Raw genomic sequence first — 21,050 nt, 5'->3', positions numbered from 1 at the left:
GCCCCGGCTATCGGGGCCCGCGGATTGTAATAATGGGCTCAGGTGAACACAACGCGGTGCCCGTGTCACGGGATCAGCACCCGACTCTCCCCGCCCCCCAAGGCCTCGACCCGCACCTGCACGCCGATGCGCTCGACCAGGGTCTGCACGTGGGAGATGACCCCGATCTGCCGTCCGCTCGCCTGCAGCGAGTCGAGGCAGGAGAGGGCCAGATCCAGGCTGTCAGGATCCAGGGTGCCGAACCCCTCGTCGATGAAGAGCGACTCCACCTGGGTCTGCTTCGACGACAGGCTCGAGAGGGCCAGGGCCAACGCCAAGGAGACCAGGAAGCTCTCACCACCGGAGAGGGAGTCCACCGAACGCACCTCGTCCCCCATGTCGAGATCCACCACCTGCAGCGCCAAATCGGTACCGGGTACCCGCTCCAGCCGGTAGCGCGGTGACAGCTCGCCCAGCTGGGCGTTGGCCTCGAGCAGCAGCCGCTCCAGGGTGAGACTCTGGGCAAAGGTGCGCAACTTGGCGCCGTTGGCCTGTCCGATGAGATCGCATAGCTGCTGCCAGTGATCGGCCACCGCCTGCTGGGTGGCCTGCTCCTGTTGCAGGCTGCCCGCCTTGAGGGCGGCCGCTTCGGCCTGGGCCAGGGCGCTCTTGCACGCAAACAGCTGCTCGTCGAGCTCGCGGCAACGGGCCTCCTGCATCGCCAGACGCTGCACCAGTGCCTCCTGCGACAGGGCCGCCAGCTCCGGGTGATGCTCCCAATAACGATCTTGCTTGCTCAGCTCCAGCGCCAGGGTCCGTTGCCGCTCGGCGAGACGGGTACGGGCCTCGCCCACGGCGTCCTCCAACCCCTGCAAGGCGGCGCGGCGCGACTTGAGCTCATCGGGGGTGATGGCCAGCAGACGACGCAGATCGTATTCGGCGATGCCGAGGGTGGTGGCGTGAGCGGCCCAGCGTCCCAACACCTCGCGTTTGCGCCGACTGCTCACCTGTTTCTCCTGCTCCAGATGGGCGAGGCGAGTCTTGAGCTCGGTCTGGCGTTCGCCGAGGGCGCGCGCACTGCCTTGTATCGCCTCCAGCTCGCGGCCGATCTGTTGCAGACGCGCCTGCCAGCGACGCTCCACCAGGGCTATCGCCTCCCCCCCCAGACAGGCGGCGCGACTGGTGAGCAGCCCCTGACACAGCTGCTCGTGCTCCTTGTCATCGCGCTCTAGCCTGTGCAACCGCTCACGCTGACTCTGCAGACGCGCCTCCTGCGCACTCAGGGCCGGGGTGAGGCTGGCTATCTCGCCGGCCAGCCGCTCCCACTCGCCCTGGCCGTGCAGCCAGGCCTCACAGGATTGCTGCCACTCGTGCCACTGCTGGCTGCCGAGCCACTGGCGCCAGGGCAGGCCCCCCATCTGCTCGTCAAGGCGCTGCCCCCCCTGCTCGAGACGCTGACGCAGGGTGCTCTCCTGCTCCCCCATCCCCTTGAGCTCCCCTTCCAGGGTAATGCGCTGGCGATCGGCCTCCTGCCAGTGCCGGTCGCACTGCTGGTGCTGCTCTGTCAACTGGCCCAGTTGCTGACGCACAGCCTGAAGCTGCTGCTGACCGAGCCGGGCTTCCCGCAGTTGCTGCTGGCTCTGGGCCAGCCCCTGCTCCAGGGCTTGCCCATGGCCGAGCAGACGATGGATCACTCCCTGCCACTCGGCGGGACTCTGGTATAGCGACAACGGATGACCCTGCAGGGCCTCTCCCCCCAACTGCTGCCAGCGCAGGATCAGCTGCTCGGCCCGCGCCTCCAGCTCGGGCAGGTGCTGCTGACGAGCCAGGCGCTGGCGCTCCAGCTCCTGACGCTCGCTCTGACACTGAATGTATTGATGGTTGAGGTGCTCCCACTCCCGTTCGAGACCCTGAGCCCGCAGTGCCAACTGACCCAGAATGCCGGCCACCTGCGGCTGGCTCTGGCGGTAGGGGTGCTCTTTCGCGCCGCACAGCGGGCAGGGCTCCCCATCGCCGAGCATATGGCGATGTTGCTCAAAACTGGCGATGGCGCGAGATTGCTCCAGGGCGTGACGCGCCTCATCCCGTTGCAAGGCAAGGCGTTCAAGGGCCGGCGCCAGCTCCTCCCCCAGGGTGGCCAGCTTGCCAAGGGCCAGCTCCAGCTCTGCCAGCTCCCGCTGTAACCGGGCGTGCTGCTCGGCGTGGCTGCGGGCATAGTCGGCCAACTCCAGCAGCTGACGCAGTTGGCCCAACTGTTCGCTCTGCTGTTGCCACTGCTCCTGCGCCCTGGCAAGGCGACTCTCCCACTGCTGCTGCTCCAGCTCGCTCCCCTGCTGCTGTAACCGCGCCTGCTCGCGCTGCCAATACTCCCGCTCCTGCTGGCCCTGCTCCAGCTGGCGTTGCAACTGCTGCAGGGCGCTCAGCTTGTGATCCCGCAGGGTAAGCAGTTGCTGCAAGGCGCCGGCATCCCCGGCCCAATCCTGCATGGCGGTCAGCAAGGGTTGCCACTGGCGGGCGACCAGAGCCAGCGCCCTGTTCTCCTCAAGCCAGAGGCTCCACTGCCGGTGCTGCTCCTTGAGCTGCGCTACCTGCTGGCTCTGTACGCGCCACTCCTGTTCGAGGGCGAGCTGAACCTCCCGCTCCTGCGCCCCCTCCTGCCGAACCTTCTGCAACTGCTGCTGCTTTTCCAGAATACGGGTATCGAGCTCCTGCGCCCGCTTGAGCTCGGGCTGCAGGGCGCCCCATTCGCGCTCGGCGGCCACTTTCTCGGCCAGCAGTTGCTGTTCGGTCAACGCGCTCTGGCGGGCCTGCTCTTCGAGTCGGGCAAGCTCGGGGCCCAGTTCGGCAATCTGCTTCTCCTGCTGCTGCACCTCGAGGGTGAGGCGGGCCAACTCGTCGTGGTCGGCACGGGCTACCTGGGCCTGTTCGGCGCGAGCGAACTCCTCACGCTCGGCGGCGGCGGCCCCGTGAGCCTGCAGGGCCTGCTCCAGCGCCACTTCCCCCTCGCTGCAACCCTGCTGCTGGTCGGCGATGCGGCGATGGAGATCGCAGAGCTCCTGCATCAGTTGCTGTTGCTGCTGCTCGTGCCTGAGGGCGGTGGTGAGGCTCACCTGCTGGCTCACCCACTGCCTGCGGCTCTCCTCATCCATCAGCACCACATCACCGAGGCGCTGGTTAATCACAGCCAGTTTCTGCTGCTCCTCCCGCGCCCGCTCGTAGGTCTGGATAGAGATGGAGGAGTAGAGCTCGGTGCCTGTCATCCGCTCGAGCAGGGCGGATCGCTCATTGGCATCGGACTTGAGGAAGGCGGCAAATTCCCCCTGGGGCAATATGACGGCGCGGCGAAACTGCTCCCAGGAGAGGCCCACCAGCTCGTCGATGCGCTCCTGCAACTCCCGCTTGCTGCCCGAGAAGACCTGACCGGACTCGACGTCGGTCAGGGAGCGCTCTTGCGCCTGAAAGCGCCCCTCGGCACGATTGCGGGCCCGGCGCACCGCCCAGCGGGCCAGCCAGGTGCGACCGTCACAGCCGCGAAAGCGCACCTCGGCAAAGCCGCTGGCATGGCCACGGCTGAGGATATTTTTGACATCATTGGCCGTTAACTTGTCTCTTTCATCTTCATGGGCGCGGCCAATTTTCTCGACATTCTTGCGATTGGCGATAAAGCGCGGCATCTCGTCGTAGAGGGCCAGGCAAATGGCGTCGAGCAAGGTGCTCTTGCCGGCGCCGGTATTGCCGGTAATGGCGAACAGGCCCGCAGCACCGAGGGCCCCGCGAGTAAAGTCGAGGGTAAAGGCGCCGGTCAGGCTGGCCAGATTTTCCCCTGACAGTGACAAGATTTTCATACGCCGGACTCCTTGACCTGCTCCAGGATCTCTTCGAACGAGGCGACGAGTGACGCCTCGGGTTCCCCCTCGAACTGGCGCTGATAACAGAGCCGAAACACCTCGGTAGGAGAGAGCTCATCGAGCCTTCGTCGCTGCGGGCCATCGGCCAGCCCTGCCCCCGCCCCCTGATAGCGGGTCGTGATACGGGCCAGGCGCAGCGGCTTGCCCGCCAGGGCCGAGAGAATGCGCTCGCGGATGCGGGCCTCGGGCTTTGGCAGCAGCAGGCGCACCTCGAGGTAGGGGCGGGCGCCGACCTCCACCTCGGGCAGATCGAGGGCCATGATGGCCGCCAGGGCCCCCTCGAGATCCTGTTCCGGCAGCCGGATCATGGGGGCGGTACGCGGTACCATGAGACGCGTCACGCTCACCTCGCGCCCGTTCAGGGTCACCTCCAGCACCTGGTGGCGGTAGTCGGCCTCGGAGAGCGACAGGGGCAGTGGCGAGCCGCTGTAGTGAACTCGCTCGCCGATCTGCTGGGCCAGGTGCAGGTGGCCCAGGGCCGTGTAGTCGGCGCCATCGAACAGATCGCCTGGCAGGGCATGCTGGTTGCCGCCGAGCACCTTGCGCTCGGAGAGCTCGGAGAGCTGGCCGCGCGCCAGATAGGCGTGGCCCATGGCGATGAGGGGAAGATCGCCTGCCCGTCGGCGCCCCTCATGGAGCACCTGGCGATAGACCTCACGCACCCCCTCTATCAATCTGTCTTCCCCGTCGGCGAGATCCCGGGTACGCAGATCGCTGCTGCGCAGAAACGGCACTGCGGCACACCAGGCCTGCACGGCCCCGTCCTGCCCGGTCAGCGGCACCAGCAGACGCTCGAGCTCGAGCTCCCCCTCGGCGTCCCGGCTGATGCTGCCGACCAGGTGCAGGTCGAAGGCGCGCAGCAGCTCGTGGGGTGCGTCCAGCTTGGAGGGGGAGTCGTGATTGCCACCGATGAGCACCAGGTTGAGGGCCGGATGGGCGGCCCGCAGCCGGGCCAGAAAGCGGTAGAGCTGCTGCCAGGCGCTGGCGGGCGGGTTGGCGGTATCAAACAGATCGCCCGCCACCAGCAGGGCGTCGGGGCGACGCTCGTCGATGGTGGCGGCGAGCCAGTCGAGAAAAGCCTGATGTTCGGCGTGGCGATCGTGGCCATGGAGCTGGTGCCCCAGATGCCAGTCCGCCGTATGGAGGATCTTCATGACAACTCTGCAAGATAGGGGAGACTCCCCCTCAGATGGGGGCTGAAAAGGGGGGAATCAAGCCTGCGGCTCCCGGCTACGCTGGGTGTGCTTGCCAACAAACTCAATGAGATAGAGATGGTGCCCGGTCAGGGGGTCCGTCTCCTCCCCCTGGATACGAAAACCGTGGTGACGATAAAACCGCAGGGCCTCGTCATTCTCGGCATAGACCTTGGCCCTCAGCTGCGGCAACAAGGCCTTGGCCCTGGCCAGCAAGGCGTGACCGACGCCGCGTCCCTGACGGTCCGGGCGCACGAAGAGGGCCGCCAGATAGTCATCCACCAGGGCCATAAAGCCAAGCAGATCGCCACGCTCGTCACAGACCCAGATCTCTGCCTTGTCGAGGTAACGGATACGCAGCTCCTCCTGTACCCGCCACCAGCTGGAGGCATCGACAAAGTCGTGGGCCTGGAGCGAGGCAAGCAGCCAGATCTCCAGTACGGCGTCCATGTCCTGTGCCTGTGCGGGTCTGATCATCGGTTCGACTCCTGACGGTTCACTCAATGAGCAGTCTAGGGGGGATTGGAGTGGCTGTTCCAAACGAAAAACCTCTCCTGTGAGCTGGCTCCACCTTTTTTCTCTAAAGTTCCAGTCTGATCACATCCCGCTTTTGCAGTACAATGCCGCCCTGACCAATGAGGAGACCGACGACGCCATGTGGTTCAAGAACCTGCAGATCTACCGTTTTACCCGCCCCTTCGAGCTGACCGTGGAGCAGTTGGAGACCCAGCTCGAGAGCTGCCTCTTCACCCCCTGCGGCAGTCAGGATCTCTCCCGATTCGGCTGGGTCAAACCCCTCGGTAAGTTCGGCGCCACCCTGGCCCACAGCGCCTCTGGCCAGATCCTTATCTGCGCCCGCAAGGAGGAGAAGATGCTGCCCGGGTCGGTCGTAAAAGAGATGCTGGCCGAGAAGGTAGAGGAGATAGAGCATGAGCAGGGGCGCGCCCTGAAGAAGAAAGAGAAGGAAGCGCTCAAGGAGGAGATCCTCCACACCCTGCTGCCGCGCGCCTTCAGTCGCACCAGTCAGACCTTCGCCTGGATCAACCCCGCCGACAACCTGATGGTGGTGGACGCGGGCTCGGCCAAGAAGGCCGACGATCTGCTGGCCCTGCTGCGCAAGAGCATCGGCACCCTGCCGGTCGTGCCGGTGGCCCTCAAGAACCCGCCCGAGATCACCATGACCGAGTGGCTCACCGAGGGGAACCTGCCCGCCAGCCTCGCACTGGAGGATGAGGCAGAGCTGCGCAGCGCCATGGAGCACGGCGGCATCATCCGCTGCAAGCAGCAGGACCTGATGACCGACGAGATCAAGAACCACCTGGCCAACGACAAGCTGGTGACCAAGCTGGCCCTCAACTGGGGTGAGAGCCTGAGCTTCGTGCTGGGGGACGATCTCTCCATCAAGCGTCTCAAGTTCAGCGAAGAGCTGCGCGAGCAGAACGACGACATCACCAGCGAAGATCCGGCCGCCCGCCTCGACGCCGACTTTGCCCTGGTCACCGCCGAACTGGCCCAGTTTATCCCGGCCCTGCTGGCCGCGCTTGGGGGAGAGGAGCAATCCCTCTGACGCCGCTGACAGCGAGGCCGCCTGCGGGCGGCCTCTCTTTTTTCCGCCTCTGAATCAAAAATGTCGCCAAACTACACACTTTTATCAATCAACACGTAAAAACCAGCCCCTTAAGACCGAAAAGATTACTTACAATTTCATCAGAAGAATCATTGCCGGCGCCGGTTAACACCTTTATAGTCCCGCCGAAACGATGATTGACGCATCATGCCGCGCAACCAGGCATGCCCCGCAATTTTCCTTTCGCCAACCTGCTTATTGACGGCTGCACCAGCAGCTCCTGACTGCCATTAGCGAGGTGACGATATGGACCACTCCCTTCCCCTGATCACGACCCTGGTGGGCGGCTTCGTACTGGCCTACCTGCTCGGCATGCTGGCGAGCTACCTGAAGATCTCACCCATGGTGGGTTATCTGGCGGCCGGCGTCATCAGCGGCCCCTTCACCCCCGGCTATGTGGCCGATCTGCAACTTGCCCCCGAGCTCGCCGAGATTGGCGTGATCCTGTTGATGTTCGGGGTCGGACTCCATTTTTCCTTAAGCGACCTCCTGTCGGTCAGGCGCATCGCCATCCCGGGCGCCATGGTCCAGATGGCCCTGGCCACCCTGCTCGGACTCGGGCTAGCCCATCTGCTCGGCTGGGGCCTTATCCCGGGCCTGGTATTTGGTCTGGCTCTCTCCACCGCCAGCACAGTGGTGCTGCTGCGAGCCCTGGAGAGCCGTGGCCTTATCGACACCCACGAGGGGCGCATCGCCATCGGCTGGCTCATCGTGGAGGATCTGGTGATGGTGCTGGCCCTGGTGATGCTGCCGATCCTGGCCGACCTGCAGCGCGGAGGCGAGACGCTGCGGCTCACCAGCATGCTGGCCGATCTGGGGCTGATCCTGGCCAAGGTGGCCGCCTTTATCGCCCTGATGATCGTCGGCGGGCGGCGCTTCATCCCCTGGCTGCTGACGCGCACCATTGCCACCGGCTCACGGGAGCTGTTCACCCTGGCGGTGCTCTCCTGCTCGCTCGGCATCGCCTTCGGTGCGGTCAAGCTGTTCGGGGTTTCGTTCGCCCTCGGCGCCTTCTTCGCCGGAGTGGTGATGAACAGCTCCAATCTCAGCCACAAGGCAGCCAGCGAGACCTTGCCGCTGCAAGATGCCTTCGCCGTGCTCTTCTTCGTCTCGGTGGGCATGCTGCTCGACCCGACCATACTGCTGCGCGAGCCGCTGGCGGTGCTGGCCACCCTCCTCATCATACTGTTTGGCAAGTCACTGGCGGCATTTTCCATCGTGCGCCTGTTTGGCCACAACCAACAGACGGCACTCACCATCTCGGCGAGTCTGGCTCAGGTAGGGGAGTTCTCCTTTATCCTGATGGGGCTCGGGGTGGCGCTGAATCTGGTGCCCGGGGAGGCGCGCGACCTGGTACTGATGGGCGCCAGCCTCTCCATCATGGTAAATCCCCTGGTGTTTACGCTTATCGATCGCTGGCAGGCACATTGACAAAAACATAACTAATTGAGTCATAAGGAAAACTTGAAGGAAGGCTTCGATTGTGACAGTGTCGGGAATTCATCCACGACCGACACGGAGCCGTCACCATGCTCTTTAAGCCCCTCGCCCTCTCCCTGACCCTCGCCCTGCTGGCCGGTTGCGCCGACTCGCAGGGCTTTCACTATGCGCCCCCTCCCCAGACCCTGATCGCCCCCGAAGCATCGAGTGGCTGGACCGACAAGCCGGGCTGGCAGGGACACGACTTCATGGTGGCCGCCGCCAACCCCCTGGCGGTAGACGCCGGCTACCAGGTGATCCAGGCCGGCGGCTCTGCGGTGGACGCCGCCATCGCGGTACAACTGGTACTGACCCTGGTCGAGCCCCAATCCTCCGGCATCGGCGGTGGCACCCTGCTGCTGGTGTGGGACGGCCGGCAGGTGAGTGCGGTGGACGGGCGCGAGACGGCGCCGGCGGCGGCCACCGACCAGCTCTTTATGAAAGAGGGCAAGCCGATGGACTTCTACGACGGGGTGGTGGGTGGCCGCTCGGTGGGGGCACCCGGCACGGTGCGTGCCCTGGCCCTGGCCCACCAGCGCTACGGCAAGCTGCCCTGGCGGGATCTCTTCGCCCCGGCCATCACGCTCGCCGAGCAGGGCTTTGCCATCAGCCCGCGGCTGGCCGCCCTGCTCGCCAAGGAGCCCTATCTGGCCAGGGATGCCGACGCCCGTGCCTACTTCTACCTGCCGGACGGGCGTCCCAAGGCGGTCGGCACCCGCCTGACCAACCCGGCCCTGGCCAAGGTGCTGCGCACCCTGGCCGAACAGGGAGCGGACGCCTTCTATCAGGGGCCCCTTGCCGAGGCCATGGTGGCCAAGGTGCAGAGCCACCCGAGCAACCCCGGGCTGCTGACCTTGACCGATCTCACCGATTACCGCGCCAAGGTGCGCGATGGCCTCTGCTTTGACTACCGGGCACACAGGATCTGCGGCTTCCCCACCCCTTCGTCAGGCACCCTGGCGCTCGGCCAGATCTTCGGCATGCTGGAGGGGCGCGACATGAGCGCGCTGGCGCCGGTGAAAGGCGCTGACGGGCGCCAGGCCGCCTCGGCCGAGGCCATCCACCTCTACAGCGAGGCGGCCCGTCTCGCCTTTGCCGACCGCAACCGCTACGTGGCCGACGCCGACAAGGTGGCGGTGCCGGTGGCCGGCCTGCTCGACAAGGGCTATCTGGCCGAGCGTGCCCGCCTCATCGGGCCGCGCAGCATGGGCAGCGCCGCCCCCGGCACGCCACCCCGGTCCCTGGCGCGAGGACGGGATGCCACCCCCGAGCTCCCCTCCACCAGCCACGTCTCTATCGTCGACCCAAGCGGCATGGCCATCTCCATGACCAGCTCCATCGAGGACGGCTTCGGCTCGCGCCTGATGGTCAATGGCTACCTGCTCAACAACCAGCTCACCGATTTCTCCTTCACCTCGGTCGATGCGGCCGGCCTGCCGGTTGCCAACCGGGTCGAGCCGGGCAAGCGGCCACGCTCCTCCATGTCGCCCCTGCTGGTGTTTGACAAGCAAAGCGGCGAGCTGGAGATGACCCTCGGCTCCCCGGGTGGGTCGGCCATCATCAACTACGTGGGCAAGACCCTGCTCGGTACCCTGGACTGGGGGCTGACCCTGCAACAGGCCATCGCTCTGCCCAACTTCGGCAGTCGCAACGGTCCCACCGAGCTCGAGCAGGGACGCACCCCGCCCGAGGTGGTGGAGGGGCTCAAGGCCAGGGGGCACGAGGTGATAGTCGGGGAGCAGACCTCGGGGCTGCAGGGGGTGCAGCGCAATGGTGCCGGTTGGTTTGGCGCCGCTGATCCGCGTCGGGAGGGGATCGCCAAAGGGGAGTGATCAGGAGCGCCCGTCCCGCAGCAGTTTATCGACTCCGGGGGGAGCCAGGGGGGCAGCCAAATCGGGGGCAGCGAGCTGCCATTTGGCCCGGATCCGGCTTGCGACGCCCTCCTGCTCCAGCTGATGGAGTATGCCATTGAAGCGGGTCACCTCATCGGTGGAGACCCGCTCCCTGGCAAAACCGATACGGTATTCGACCTTCAGATCCAGGCCACCGAGCTGACGCACACCGGTGAGCCCGCTTCGGCGCAGATGATAATCGGCGGAATGAATATTGCTGAAATAGAGGGGATAGCGACGATAGACCAGCTTGGCCAACCCCTTTGCATCGGCGTTGGGCTGCACGTCTATCGTCATGCCGACGCCGGTTCCCTCCACCACCTCCCGGTTGATCTGCTCGAGCAGATACTGGGTAAAGGAGGGGCCGAAGGTGCCCACCTTCATACCCGAGAGCGATTGTGCCGTGAGACGCTCGAGAGGTGAGTCGGCGACCCCGTAAAAACCGTAAGAGGTGGAGGCGATGGGTGTCGAGAAGTCCAGTTTCTGCAGCCGCTCCGGTGTCACCCCGAGGGGAAACATGGCATCGACCCACCCGCGCTCGAGCATCAGCCTGGCCCGGCGACTGGGGCGGTAGAGGATCTCACACCCCTCGGCCCGACGGCGGCAGGCCTCTTGCACCAGCTCCACCAATGCCCCCTGCGCCCTGCCCGCCTCATCGGCAAAGGTAAAGGGGGCGAAATCGTGAACGACCATGCGAAGCGGCTGCCCGTGACCTGGGCGTGACAAGAGCGCGAGAGAGAGTAACAGCAGGAGACGATAGCGCGACATAAAATACCCATACGGACCCGGTTCGATAATACCTCGACCACAGGGGCTGGCGGCAATCCAATTGTCTTTTTTGTGAATAACTGCACGCTGGCCACCTCTCCCCCGGTGGGGAAACTGGCCGGCTGACCGGCTATCCTTCTTGCAGTGGCGAGAGGGGGTACTTGTCCCAAGCCGTTGTTATTAGACTACGATTGATCGCCATCATGGGCTTATCGGCTCCAACAGAGAACACCTTCTGTTATGGGCATGTAACTTGCTCCATAAGGGAGAAAGGGAAAATGGTAGCGAAAACGTTACCGTTAAAAAGAAAACGTTCTCTGGCCAAAACGTTGTTTCTGGATCATAAAAAGTATCCAAAAACTGGTGTATATTGCCGGGCGAAAATTCCTTTAACCATGAAGACTGACATGAAAAAGACCAAGATTGTCTGCACCATCGGTCCCAAGACCGAATCCAAAGAGATGCTGGCCAAGCTGCTGGACGCTGGCATGAACGTCATGCGCCTGAACTTCTCCCACGGTGACTACGAAGAGCACGGCACTCGCATCCGCAACCTGCGTGAAGTGATGGCCGAGAGCGGTCGCAAGGCCGCTATCCTGCTCGACACCAAGGGTCCGGAGATCCGTACCATGAAGCTGGAAGGGGGCAATGATGTCTCCCTGGTTGCCGGCCAGACCTTCACCTTCACCACCGACCAGACTGTCGTGGGTAACAAGGACAAGGTTGCCGTGACCTATGCCGGCTTTGCCAGCGACCTGCGCGTGGGCAACCGCATCCTGGTTGACGACGGCCTGATCGGTCTGGACGTCATCGAAATCACCGAGCGTGAAGTGATCTGCAAGGTACTGAACAACGGCGATCTGGGCGAGAACAAGGGCGTTAACCTGCCGGGCGTCTCCATCAAGCTGCCGGCCCTGGCCGAGAAGGACAAGCGTGACCTGGTCTTCGGTTGTGAGCAGGGCGTGGACTTCGTTGCCGCCTCCTTCATCCGCAAGAAGGAAGACGTGCTGGAAATCCGTGAGCACCTGAAGGCCCACGGTGGCGAAGCCATCCAGATCATCTCCAAGATCGAGAACCAGGAAGGCCTGGACAACTTCGACGAGATCCTGGCTGTCTCCGACGGCATCATGGTTGCCCGTGGCGACATGGGTGTCGAAATCCCGGTTGAAGAGGTGATCTTCGCCCAGAAGATGATCATCGAGAAGTGCAACAAGGCGCGTAAAGTGGTTATCACCGCGACCCAGATGCTCGACTCCATGATCAAGAACCCGCGTCCGACCCGCGCCGAAGCCGGCGACGTGGCCAACGCCATCCTGGACGGTACCGATGCGGTCATGCTGTCCGGCGAATCCGCCAAGGGTAAGTACCCGCTGGAGGCCGTGACCATCATGGCCACCATCTGCGAGCGTACCGACGCCGTGATGCCCTCCAACCTGTCTGCTGCCAACGACAGCAACAAGCTGCGCATCACCGAAGCCGTGTGCAAGGGCGCGGTCGAGACCTCCGAGAAGCTGGATGCCCCGCTGATCGTGGTCGCCACCGAAGGCGGCAAGTCTGCCAAGGCCATCCGCAAGTACTTCCCGAAGGCCTGGATCCTGGCCATCACCACCAACCAGAAGACCGCTGCCCAGCTCTCCCTCTCCAAGGGCGTGATGGCGCACGTGGTTGACTCCATCGCCTCCACCGACGACTTCTACCGTATCGGTATGGACGTCGCGCTGCAAAGCGGCATGGGCGTGAAGGGTGACGTGGTTGTCATGGTCTCCGGTGCTCTGGTACCGAGCGGCACCACCAACACCTCCTCCGTGCACGTGCTGTAATCACAGCCCCGTGACGAAAACGGCGCCTGATGGCGCCGTTTTTTTATACCTGCTCACTCTGTGCCAACACCGTCCTGGCTCGGCCAATACATATTTCGGAGAGGCGGGCCAGCAGACCGCTTTCGAGGGCCCAGCGGTGCCAGTAGAGGGTACGGCTCACCCCCTGGCCCGGCAGCAGATCCACCAGCTCACCGCTCGCCAGCTCCGGCTCGATCATCAGCCTGGGGATGAGGCAGTAGGCACAGCCCTGCAGGGCCAGCTTGACGAAGGCCTCCGACGAGCGCACCACATGGTGCGGCCAGGCCACGGAGGAGAGGGCGAAGCGCTCGGCGAGAAAGACGCCGTGCATGTCGTCATGGGGGTCGAACACCACGGCGGGAGCACGGGCCAGGGCCCCGGCATCGATGCCATCGGCAAAGTAGTGGCTGGCGAAGGCCGGGCTGGCGACACAGAGGTAGTCGAGCCGCCCCAGGCTGTCGCTGACGCAGCCCGCCATGGGGGTCGGCTCGCTGCTGATGGCGGCCACCGCCTCGCCGGAGCGCAGCCGGTTCAGAGTACGGCTCTCGTCGTCCACCATCAGATTGAGCAGCAGTTGCCCCGATTGCATCAGGGGAGTGAGGGCCGGCAGCAGCCAGGTGGCCAGGCTGTCGGCATTGGTGGCAATGGCCAAAGAGAGGGGGCCACTGCCCTCCGGTGAGAGGGCCGGGTGCAACTCCTGCTCCAGCAATTGAACCCGGCGGTAGTGGCCGAGCAGACGCTGCCCGAGCTCGGTAGGACGGGGCGGGGTAGCGCGCACCAACACGGGCTGGGCGAGCCAGCGCTCGAGCTGCTTGATGCGCTGCGAGATGGCCGACTGGGTGACGAACAGCGCCTGCGCCCCCTTGTCGAAGCCGCCGTGGGCCACCACGGCATCGAGCGCCGCCAGCCAGTGATAGTCGAGTCCTCGCATGATTCACCATTAGCAAAACTGATAATCCATTAAGATTATTAGTTTCACTAAAGCATAGCCACTCTCTAAGCTGCCCCCATCACAGCGGAGAAGCCTCATGAAAGAACTCATCCCACTCTGGCAAGGCCTGACGCTCGGCCTGGCCATGATAGTCCCCATCGGCGCCCAGAACGCCTTCGTCCTCAATCAGGGGATCCGCCGTCATCACCACCTCATGGTGGCGGCCATCTGCATCGTCTGCGACGTCTTTCTCATCACCCTGGGGGTGTTTGGCGCCGGCGCCGTCATGAGCAGCCAGCCGCTGCTGCTCGGCCTCATCACCGCCGCCGGCATCCTGTTTCTCGCCACCTACGGCAGCCTGGCGCTTCGCAGCGCCCTGCGCCCGACCGGTGCATCCGGTGAGGGAGACGGGGTGCGCCTCGTCGGGCGAATGGCGGTACTGCTCGCCACCCTGGCGGTGACCCTGCTCAACCCCCACGTCTACCTCGACACCCTGGTCATCCTGGGCTCCCTCGGCAGCCAGTTGGCCGGCGACGAGCGCCCCTGGTTCGCCCTCGGTTGTTTGCTCGCCTCCCTGCTCTGGTTCAGCGCCCTGTCGCTCGGCGCAGCCCGCTTCGCCCCCGTGCTGAGCCGCCCTCGGGTCAAGCAGGGCATCGATCTGCTGGTCGGATTTATCATGCTGACCCTGGCGGGCCAGCTCTCCCTGCAACTCCTTGAGTCCCTTGGCGCGGAGGCCCTATGACACTGCAAGCCCTCTTCGATACCTGCCGCCAGCTCTTTGAGCGCAGCGCCGTCCCCCATCAGGCGTGGCAGCACGAGCCCATTCTCGATTACGAGACCGATGCCCGCCTGGCCCGCGAACTTGGCTGGAGCGCCGAGCCCACCAAGAGCCTGTTTCTGCGCTGCAAGGATGGCAGCCACGCCCTGCTGCTCACCCACAGAGACAGCCGGCTCGATGCCAAACGGCTCAAGGCGGTGCTCGGCCAGCGCCCCTCGGTGTGCAGCGACGAGGAGATGAGCGCCGTCACCGGTTGCCTGCCCGGCGCCGTCTGCCCCTTTGCCCTCCCCTCCTCCATCCCTCTGGTGGTGGACCCGGGCCTGTTGGCCTGCGAGGAGCTGATGTTCACCCCGGGCTTGCCGGAGTGGACCTTTGCCTTCAAGGGGTTGCATCTGCCCGATCTGCTGGCCCAGCTCCCCAACCCGGTTTTCTGGCTGGGGGATGAAACCAGTCATTAATTTGGAGTCGGTGATTTTTTCCGCTACCCAGTCGGTTTTAGACAGGCATTTTCGCTAGTTTTGTGTTAAAAACCCCGCCTGATTAAAAACACAGACAGACAACACAACCTGCGGATATCCCAATGAAACTGATAGCGAAACTGCTGGCCGGCATCTTGCTCGGCCTTCTGATCGGCTTCTACGCCCCCGAGTGGATGGCGCGGCTCGTCTTCACCGCCAAGGCGCTGATCGGGCAGCTCATCACCTTCACCATACCGCTTATCATCCTCTTCTTTATTACCAGCGGTATCGCCAGCCTGCCGAAGAACTCCGGCCGCCTGCTGGGCCAGACGGTCGCCCTCTCCTATGGCTCGACCCTGATGGCCGGCACCCTGGCCTTCCTGGTTGCCAGCCACTTTATTCCTCTGCTGGCCAGCACCAGCGTCATGACCAGCCAGGAAGGGGTCAAGCTTGCCTCTTACATCAAGCTGGAGATCCCGCCCCTGTTTGGGGTGATGACGGCGCTGGCCACCGCCTTCGTGTTTGGCATCGGCATCTCGGCCACCGAGTCCCATGACTTGCGCAAGGTGGCCGATCAGGGACGCGACATCATCGATCGCCTGCTGGCCCGGGTGATCATCCCCCTGCTGCCCCTCTACATCGCCGGCGTCTTTGTCGAGATGACCGTCGAGGGCACCGTCTTCACCACCCTCAAGACCTTCGGGGTGGTGCTGGTGATGGCCATCCTGATGCACTGGCTCTGGCTCAGTGTGCTGTTTGTGGGCACAGGCCTGGCCCAGGGACGCTCACCGGCGGCCCTCATCAAGAACATGCTGCCGGCCTACTTCACCGCCATCGGCACCATGTCGAGCGCCGCCACCATTCCGGTGGCCCTGCGCGCCAGCAAAAATAACGGGGTGAGCGATGGCATCGCCAACTTCACCGTGCCCCTGTGCGCCACTATCCACCTGTGCGGCTCCACCATCACCCTGGTGACCTGCGCCACCGCCGTCATGTTCCTCTCCGAGCACCTGGCCATCCCGAGTCTCTCCGAGATGCTCCCCTTCATCATGATGCTGGGGGTGGTGATGATCGCGGCTCCGGGGGCCCCGGGCGGCGGCGTGATGTCGGCCCTGGGCCTGCTCACCTCCATGCTCGGCTTCGGTGACGCCTCCATCGCCCTGATGATCGCCCTCTACCTGGCCCAGGACAGCTTCGGCACCGCCTGTAATGTGACCGGTGACGGCGCCATTGCCCTGTGGGTCGACCGCTTCGCCAAGGGTCAGCAAGGGGCCCCGGCCCTGGAGCAGGACGCAGCCTGACAGCAGGATGCAGAAGGGAGGCCACTGGCCTCCCTTCCTCTTTCCCCCTCTTTTCCATCGCCCCTTGCAACAAGAGCAGGTCGACACACCTGGTAGAGGGGTTCACCATGCCTCGGCACGGCGCCAGGATTGATCCGGACAGGGGAGCGACCGTTCAAAACGGCGATGGGTTTGATGAGCCAAGCAATCACCCCTTACCCGCTCTGACTGACCGATGATCGGCCCCGCTATCTGCCACTTGCGGGGAATGATCACGAGCCTCCTGAATCAACCAGTCTCGAAAGACGGCTTGTCGGGGAGCATGGCCGCCCCCATCCCTGCATACGATGTAATACGCAAGCGGTGTCTCGAAGCGTATGTCTTTAAACAACCGGACCAATCGCCCTGATGCAAGGTCACCACTTGCCATCACACTGCGGGCCAGTGCAATGCCATGCCCTTCGATTGCCGTTTGTAACACTGCGGCCGAGTTATTGATTTTCATACCCCGGATGGTCGACTCGACCTTCACTCCCGCCTGTATAAGCCAGCTATCCCAGGTGGGGAAACCGCTGTGGCTGTCCATTGAGAGATCATGGATAAGTGTTTCGCCCAGCAGATCGGCAGGTTGCTGCAAGCGATGCGGATCGAGTAACAGTTGCGGCGAGCAGACCGGGTAGATCTCCTCATCCATCAACCTGGTGGCCGTCAGGCCAGGCCAATGCCCGAGCCCATAGCGGACGCCGATATCGATCCCCTGCGCGGCAAAATCCACCGGTTTCAAGTTGGTATCCAGACGCACATCCGTGTCGGGACACACCTCTTGAAACCGATCAATACGTGGCAACAACCACTTGGCCGCAAAGGCGGGGCTCACCGCAACGGTCAATACCCCGGCCAGCGCCCCTTCTCGTATTTTCGTCACTCCCAGCCCCAGTCGTTCAAATCCCGCGCTGATATCAGGCAGCGCTCGCTCGGCGCTGTCCGTCAGCACAAGCCTGGCTTTACCGCTGCGCTGCCTGATAAAGAGCGGGGTACCCACCCACTCTTCGAGGTGCCTGACCAGTTGGCCCACGGCGGCCGGTGTGACATGAAGCTCTTGTGCTGCGGCAGAAAAACTCAAGTGCCTTGCGCTGGCTTCGAACGCCCGTAAGGCATTCAGATGTATGGGTGTCTTCATATCGATAAAGTTTTTCTTTCACGTCACCAGAGTTTATCTCGGTTGTGACGATCCTGTAACCCGTGAAAAATGGCCCCCAGATGAGCGCGGCAAGACCTGCCCCCGGCGCGGGAGCAACGCTGTCACCTCATCGATATCACGTTAATGAACGACTGTGGCCCCTTGCTCGGGAAGCCACCTTTATCCGCCAGGAAACAGACAAGCCTGGCGAGCAACCCATGACAAAGAGGCTTTCACTATGAACAATCAATTCAGCGGCAAGAAGTTACTGGTCGTCGGCGGCACCAGCGGCATGGGGATGGAAACGGCGCGTATCGTGCTGGCTCAGGGTGGCAGTGTTGTCATCGTGGGACATCGCCCCGAAAAGAGTGAAGAGGCCCGCAAGACCCTGGCGACCCTAGGCCCGGTTTGGGCACTCACCGCCGATCTTACCAGTGAGGCGGGGATCAACCGCTTGCTAGGCACCATAGAGACCGAACATCCGGATGTCGACCTGCTGGTCAATGCCGCAGGGGTTTTCTTCCCGAAACCCTTCCTGGAGCACAAGAATGCGGACTATGACCAGTATATGGCACTCAACAAGGCCTTCTTCTTCATCACCCAGAAGGTGGCCGCCAACCTGGTCGCCAGGGAGCGGGCAGGCGCCATCGTCAACATCGGATCCATGTGGGCAAAGCAAGCCATCGCCGCCACCCCCTCCTCTGCCTACTCGATGGCCAAAGCCGGGCTACACTCGCTGACCCAGCATCTGGCGATGGAGCTGGCGCAGCACAAGATCCGTGTCAACGCGGTCTCCCCGGCTGTGGTGCAAACCCCCATCTATGAAGGGTTCATACCCAAGGAGGAGGTGCACAACGCCCTGCAAGGCTTCAACAGCTTCCATCCCATTGGCCGGGTAGGGACTCCTCAGGATGTTGCCGAAGTGGTTGCGTTCCTGCTCTCCGACAAGGCGGATTGGGTCACCGGCGCGATTTGGGATGTCGATGGCGGCGTCATGGCCGGTCGCAATTAATCCATCAGGGGCAAGCCTGCGGGCTTGCCCTGCACCGTCACTCGAGCCAAGGCCAATGAGACCCGTCACCTGCCGAAATCCGGCGGGGAGATTTCCGTTGGCAGCGCGAGATGAGCCACGATGCCACCGGCCAATAGAGCGTCCATCCTGACACGCTCGAGCCTTTGCATGTTTTCGTCATCCTTCAGGAAGAGGAACAATAAAAAAGCCCACGCATCTGCGTGGGCTTGGTATGTGGCGGAGAGACAGGGATTCGAACCCTGGGTGGTATTGCTACCACAATTGATTTCGAGTCAATCCCGTTCGGCCACTCCGGCATCTCTCCGTGGCGCAGATTTTTACCCCAGCCGCCCCCAAAATGCAAATAACTTTTCCAGACGGATCAAGTAACTGGCCGCTTTTTCGGCGCCCGGCCCCCCAAAGGTTGCGCCAGGGCACACTCCGGCCCCCTTCCCTTGGTCGCGCCGCGCCACCATGCTCTAATAACCCCTTTTTGGGTGGAGGTAGGCATGCAGCTCAAACCTCTCTTCAAGGGACGCTTTCGGCGTCACTGGCAGGATAATCACGATCTGGTGATCCGTGTGGTCGAATCCTGTATCCGGGAGCGGCGTATGGTGGCAGAAGGAGAACATCTGCTGACCCAGGGGGAGAGCGATCCGCCCATGATGCTGGTTCCGGAGGGACGCATCGCCATGGGCTATACCGCCATGAACGGGCGTCGCTTTCAGCTTGGCACCATGGAGTGTGACAACCAGATCTTTGGCGAGATGGAGTTTTTCACCGGCTATCGCTGCCAGCTCGACATCCTGGCCCTGGAGCCCCTCACCATAGCCCGGATCGACAGTGCCTTGCTGGAGCAAGAGCTGCTGGCCCATCCCGAGGTGGCGCTCTTCTTCGCCACCGCCATGGCCATCGACTACCAGGACACGGTCGATATCTTTGCCTGCCGCATGCTCTTTCCCATCAGCTATAACATCGCCTGGGATCTCTACCACAGCTACCACCACGACAACCCGGTGAGCGGCTTTCGCAAAAGCTATCTGGAGGCCGAGCGCTTTGGCACCACGGATCGGGTCTATCGCCGCGCGGTCAAGGAGCTCGTCGAGCTTGGCCTGGTACGCCGGGGTGAAGAGGGGCTCGAGATAGCGGATCTGGCCGCCCTGCGCACCTTTCTGGAGCAGCCCTGACAACAAGGGGCCAACCGGCCCCTTGTCACATCGAGATGCAATCAGGCATGACAGGGTGCCGGACGGGCCATTTTTACCGATGCCAGCAGCATCAACAGGATCACCCCGTAGAGCAGTGGAATCGCGTACATCACCACCTGCAGGCCGACCACCTTTTCTGCCACCGCACTGATGGCCGGGCTGAACATGGCGCCGGCGCTACCGCTGACCAGGATGTAAGAGACGTTCTTGCTGCTGGCCTGGCGCACAAACGAGACCCCATAGGCGATGAAGGCGTTATAGAGGGCGGCACAGACAAACCCGTAGCCATAGGTGAGGTAAGGCAGCCAAGCCAGAGAATCGCTCGTCACTATTACACCTGTGATCACCATGGCCAGGGTGATGATGGCGATAAGAAACAGGCGGATCGGCAGCCGGGTGACGACGAGTGTCGACACCAGCGCGCCCAGCAGGGCCGCCGTCCAGTATTGGGTGATGATATTGCCCGCCTCTTCGAAGGGAATGCCGAACTTGTTTTTCACAAACATGGGTGCCCAGGTAAGGAAGGTATAGAGGGCCAGCATGCCGAGAAAGAGGCCGAGGCCACCACTCAGTACGCCCGCATTCCACTCGCAGCGCTCCTCCTGCTGAGCGCCGCCAACCCCGGCCCCGGAGAAATCGGTCATCCCGGCGATAAAGAGGGTCAGCAAAGAGACCATGCCCACCGCCAGATAGCTCCAGCTCCATCCCATGGAGTGGGTCAGGGTGTAGGTGGTTACCAGAGGGAAGAGGACCCCGGCCACGTTGAAGGTGGCATCTTGCACCACCAGCATGGTGCTCTGCATGCGTGACTGCCAGACACTCACCACCAGAGTACCGGCGATGCAGAGGCCAACCCCTCCGCACAGACCGATCAGGGTCATGGCCCCCATCACCACCATCAGGGAATCGGTCAGGTGCAGGGCTGTGGCGGCGAGGGCGATTGTGCCGTAACAGAGCAGGGTCAGGCGCTTGATACCGACCCGCTCAATCAGGAAGAAGGCGGCAACGGTGCCGGCCAGGGCACCGCCGTTGAGCAGCGAGAAGATCGAGGCCACCTGATTGACGTCGGCACCGAAGCGGGCGGCAATCGGCTCGATCAGCATGCCAAATTGAGTGGCGAAACCGGCCATCACGAAGTTGGCCAGGAAGCTTATCGCCGTGAGGGAGAGTCTGTTTTTCATTATTAATGTCTCTCGAAGGGTACAGGGGGATCTTTAACAGGCCGTGTGCAGGGCGAGCTCAATCATCTGGTTAAAAGAGAGCTGGCGCTCCTGGGCCGTGGTCTCTTCGCCGGTCAGACAGTGATCCGAAACGGTGAGGATGGCGAGCGCCTCGATCCCCTGCTGGTGGGCCAGACCGTAGAGGCCTGCGGCCTCCATGTCGATGCCGAGCACACCGAACTTCTCCAGCGCCGGAATGAGGTTTGATCTGACCCAGCAATCGTGGACACCGGGTTAAGCAGCTACCTTCTCAAACTCCTCTGGGGTTTGGTAACCCAAAGTGCTGTGCAGGCGATGTC

Annotated in this window: 16 protein-coding genes, 1 tRNA gene and 1 pseudogene; 9 read left to right on the top strand and 9 right to left on the bottom strand. The window is 63.2% G+C overall.

Features of this window, described 5'->3' with window-relative positions:
• Nucleotides 1-65: 65 nt before the first annotated feature.
• From AB5Y48_RS11215 to AB5Y48_RS11205, 3 genes are read right to left on the bottom strand one after another with little or no spacing between them, the layout of a single operon-like run.
• Nucleotides 66-3,824 (bottom strand): AAA family ATPase, encoded by a 3,759-nt coding sequence (locus tag AB5Y48_RS11215; protein WP_368164469.1) that lies wholly within the window; start codon nucleotides 3,822-3,824, stop codon nucleotides 66-68.
• Nucleotides 3,821-5,041, bottom strand: coding sequence for an exonuclease SbcCD subunit D C-terminal domain-containing protein (locus AB5Y48_RS11210; RefSeq protein WP_368164467.1), 1,221 nt, complete (start codon nucleotides 5,039-5,041; stop codon nucleotides 3,821-3,823). Before AB5Y48_RS11210 ends, AB5Y48_RS11215 begins: the two co-directional genes overlap by 4 nt.
• A gap of 57 nt (nucleotides 5,042-5,098) precedes the next feature.
• Nucleotides 5,099-5,557 carry a GNAT family N-acetyltransferase gene (locus AB5Y48_RS11205; protein ID WP_050666891.1) on the bottom strand — a complete coding sequence of 153 codons (459 nt, stop codon included), beginning with the start codon at nucleotides 5,555-5,557 and terminating at the stop codon, nucleotides 5,099-5,101.
• A gap of 178 nt (nucleotides 5,558-5,735) precedes the next feature.
• Here AB5Y48_RS11205 and rdgC point away from each other — a divergent pair, with 178 nt between their 5' ends.
• The 3 genes from rdgC (at nucleotide 5,736) to ggt (ending at nucleotide 10,018) form a co-directional block, all read left to right on the top strand.
• A complete protein-coding gene (gene rdgC, locus AB5Y48_RS11200; protein WP_050666923.1) occupies nucleotides 5,736-6,647 on the top strand; it encodes a recombination-associated protein RdgC in 912 nt (303 codons plus the stop codon).
• 306 nt (nucleotides 6,648-6,953) lie between these two features.
• Complete coding sequence (gene ybaL / locus AB5Y48_RS11195) at nucleotides 6,954-8,138, top strand: YbaL family putative K(+) efflux transporter (RefSeq protein WP_368164464.1); 1,185 nt, start codon at nucleotides 6,954-6,956, stop codon at nucleotides 8,136-8,138.
• 98 nt (nucleotides 8,139-8,236) lie between these two features.
• Nucleotides 8,237-10,018: a gamma-glutamyltransferase gene (gene ggt / locus AB5Y48_RS11190; protein WP_368164462.1), complete on the top strand. Its 1,782-nt coding sequence runs from the start codon at nucleotides 8,237-8,239 to the stop codon at nucleotides 10,016-10,018.
• On the opposite strand, the gene AB5Y48_RS11185 is transcribed toward ggt, so the two are convergent.
• Entirely contained in the window at nucleotides 10,019-10,846 is an 828-nt protein-coding gene (locus AB5Y48_RS11185) for an ABC transporter substrate-binding protein (protein WP_224161147.1), read from the bottom strand.
• 407 nt (nucleotides 10,847-11,253) lie between these two features.
• Here AB5Y48_RS11185 and pykF point away from each other — a divergent pair, with 407 nt between their 5' ends.
• Nucleotides 11,254-12,666 carry a pyruvate kinase PykF gene (gene pykF / locus AB5Y48_RS11180; RefSeq protein WP_050666888.1) on the top strand — a complete coding sequence of 471 codons (1,413 nt, stop codon included), beginning with the start codon at nucleotides 11,254-11,256 and terminating at the stop codon, nucleotides 12,664-12,666.
• Nucleotides 12,667-12,709: 43 nt separating this feature from the next.
• Here pykF and AB5Y48_RS11175 read toward each other — a convergent pair whose 3' ends face one another.
• Nucleotides 12,710-13,615 carry a LysR family transcriptional regulator ArgP gene (locus AB5Y48_RS11175; RefSeq protein WP_368164459.1) on the bottom strand — a complete coding sequence of 302 codons (906 nt, stop codon included), beginning with the start codon at nucleotides 13,613-13,615 and terminating at the stop codon, nucleotides 12,710-12,712.
• Between the two features lie 97 nt (nucleotides 13,616-13,712).
• On the opposite strand from AB5Y48_RS11175, the gene AB5Y48_RS11170 reads away from it, so the two are divergent.
• From AB5Y48_RS11170 to AB5Y48_RS11160, 3 genes are all read left to right on the top strand, one after another.
• Nucleotides 13,713-14,357 (top strand): LysE/ArgO family amino acid transporter, encoded by a 645-nt coding sequence (locus AB5Y48_RS11170; protein ID WP_224161149.1) that lies wholly within the window; start codon nucleotides 13,713-13,715, stop codon nucleotides 14,355-14,357.
• Nucleotides 14,354-14,851 (top strand): YbaK/EbsC family protein, encoded by a 498-nt coding sequence (locus tag AB5Y48_RS11165; protein ID WP_224161150.1) that lies wholly within the window; start codon nucleotides 14,354-14,356, stop codon nucleotides 14,849-14,851. Before AB5Y48_RS11170 ends, AB5Y48_RS11165 begins: the two co-directional genes overlap by 4 nt.
• Nucleotides 14,852-14,973: 122 nt before the next feature.
• Complete coding sequence (locus AB5Y48_RS11160; protein ID WP_368164456.1) at nucleotides 14,974-16,152, top strand: dicarboxylate/amino acid:cation symporter; 1,179 nt, start codon at nucleotides 14,974-14,976, stop codon at nucleotides 16,150-16,152.
• Between the two features lie 187 nt (nucleotides 16,153-16,339).
• Here the strand turns inward: AB5Y48_RS11160 and gcvA are convergent, their stop codons facing one another.
• Nucleotides 16,340-17,311 (bottom strand): transcriptional regulator GcvA, encoded by a 972-nt coding sequence (gene gcvA, locus AB5Y48_RS11155; RefSeq protein WP_368164454.1) that lies wholly within the window; start codon nucleotides 17,309-17,311, stop codon nucleotides 16,340-16,342.
• Nucleotides 17,312-17,549: 238 nt separating this feature from the next.
• On the opposite strand from gcvA, the gene AB5Y48_RS11150 reads away from it, so the two are divergent.
• Nucleotides 17,550-18,323 carry an SDR family NAD(P)-dependent oxidoreductase gene (locus AB5Y48_RS11150; RefSeq protein WP_368164453.1) on the top strand — a complete coding sequence of 258 codons (774 nt, stop codon included), beginning with the start codon at nucleotides 17,550-17,552 and terminating at the stop codon, nucleotides 18,321-18,323.
• 235 nt (nucleotides 18,324-18,558) lie between these two features.
• Here the strand turns inward: AB5Y48_RS11150 and AB5Y48_RS11145 are convergent.
• A tRNA-Ser gene (locus AB5Y48_RS11145) sits at nucleotides 18,559-18,648 on the bottom strand.
• A gap of 184 nt (nucleotides 18,649-18,832) precedes the next feature.
• Here AB5Y48_RS11145 and AB5Y48_RS11140 point away from each other — a divergent pair.
• The gene (locus tag AB5Y48_RS11140; RefSeq protein ID WP_050666875.1) at nucleotides 18,833-19,510 is read left to right on the top strand and encodes a Crp/Fnr family transcriptional regulator; all 678 of its coding nucleotides are present in this window, start codon (nucleotides 18,833-18,835) and stop codon (nucleotides 19,508-19,510) included.
• A gap of 41 nt (nucleotides 19,511-19,551) precedes the next feature.
• Here AB5Y48_RS11140 and tsgA read toward each other — a convergent pair whose 3' ends face one another.
• Nucleotides 19,552-20,712: an MFS transporter TsgA gene (tsgA, locus tag AB5Y48_RS11135; protein WP_368164450.1), complete on the bottom strand. Its 1,161-nt coding sequence runs from the start codon at nucleotides 20,710-20,712 to the stop codon at nucleotides 19,552-19,554.
• Nucleotides 20,713-20,745: 33 nt separating this feature from the next.
• A pseudogene (gene deoD / locus AB5Y48_RS11130) lies at nucleotides 20,746-20,955 on the bottom strand (purine-nucleoside phosphorylase); the annotation flags it as partial.
• Nucleotides 20,956-21,050 lie beyond the last annotated feature (95 nt).

The organism is Aeromonas sp. R6-2 (assembly GCF_040908155.1).
GTDB lineage: Bacteria > Pseudomonadota > Gammaproteobacteria > Enterobacterales > Aeromonadaceae > Aeromonas > Aeromonas schubertii.
Note: the sequence above shows the minus strand (reverse complement) of the source record. Positions and strands in the feature narration are given on the sequence as shown.

Coding starts and splice junctions, on each gene's coding strand:
- AB5Y48_RS11170 (WP_224161149.1), top strand. CDS start 13,713: ATGAAAGAACTCATCCCACTCTGGCAAGGCCTGACGCTCGGCCTGGCC.
- AB5Y48_RS11160 (WP_368164456.1), top strand. CDS start 14,974: ATGAAACTGATAGCGAAACTGCTGGCCGGCATCTTGCTCGGCCTTCTG.
- AB5Y48_RS11150 (WP_368164453.1), top strand. CDS start 17,550: ATGAACAATCAATTCAGCGGCAAGAAGTTACTGGTCGTCGGCGGCACC.
- AB5Y48_RS11210 (WP_368164467.1), bottom strand. CDS start 5,041: ATGAAGATCCTCCATACGGCGGACTGGCATCTGGGGCACCAGCTCCAT.
- AB5Y48_RS11165 (WP_224161150.1), top strand. CDS start 14,354: ATGACACTGCAAGCCCTCTTCGATACCTGCCGCCAGCTCTTTGAGCGC.
- ggt (WP_368164462.1), top strand. CDS start 8,237: ATGCTCTTTAAGCCCCTCGCCCTCTCCCTGACCCTCGCCCTGCTGGCC.
- gcvA (WP_368164454.1), bottom strand. CDS start 17,311: ATGAAGACACCCATACATCTGAATGCCTTACGGGCGTTCGAAGCCAGC.
- tsgA (WP_368164450.1), bottom strand. CDS start 20,712: ATGAAAAACAGACTCTCCCTCACGGCGATAAGCTTCCTGGCCAACTTC.
- AB5Y48_RS11140 (WP_050666875.1), top strand. CDS start 18,833: ATGCAGCTCAAACCTCTCTTCAAGGGACGCTTTCGGCGTCACTGGCAG.
- pykF (WP_050666888.1), top strand. CDS start 11,254: ATGAAAAAGACCAAGATTGTCTGCACCATCGGTCCCAAGACCGAATCC.
- AB5Y48_RS11175 (WP_368164459.1), bottom strand. CDS start 13,615: ATGCGAGGACTCGACTATCACTGGCTGGCGGCGCTCGATGCCGTGGTG.
- AB5Y48_RS11205 (WP_050666891.1), bottom strand. CDS start 5,557: ATGATCAGACCCGCACAGGCACAGGACATGGACGCCGTACTGGAGATC.
- AB5Y48_RS11185 (WP_224161147.1), bottom strand. CDS start 10,846: ATGTCGCGCTATCGTCTCCTGCTGTTACTCTCTCTCGCGCTCTTGTCA.
- ybaL (WP_368164464.1), top strand. CDS start 6,954: ATGGACCACTCCCTTCCCCTGATCACGACCCTGGTGGGCGGCTTCGTA.
- rdgC (WP_050666923.1), top strand. CDS start 5,736: ATGTGGTTCAAGAACCTGCAGATCTACCGTTTTACCCGCCCCTTCGAG.
- AB5Y48_RS11215 (WP_368164469.1), bottom strand. CDS start 3,824: ATGAAAATCTTGTCACTGTCAGGGGAAAATCTGGCCAGCCTGACCGGC.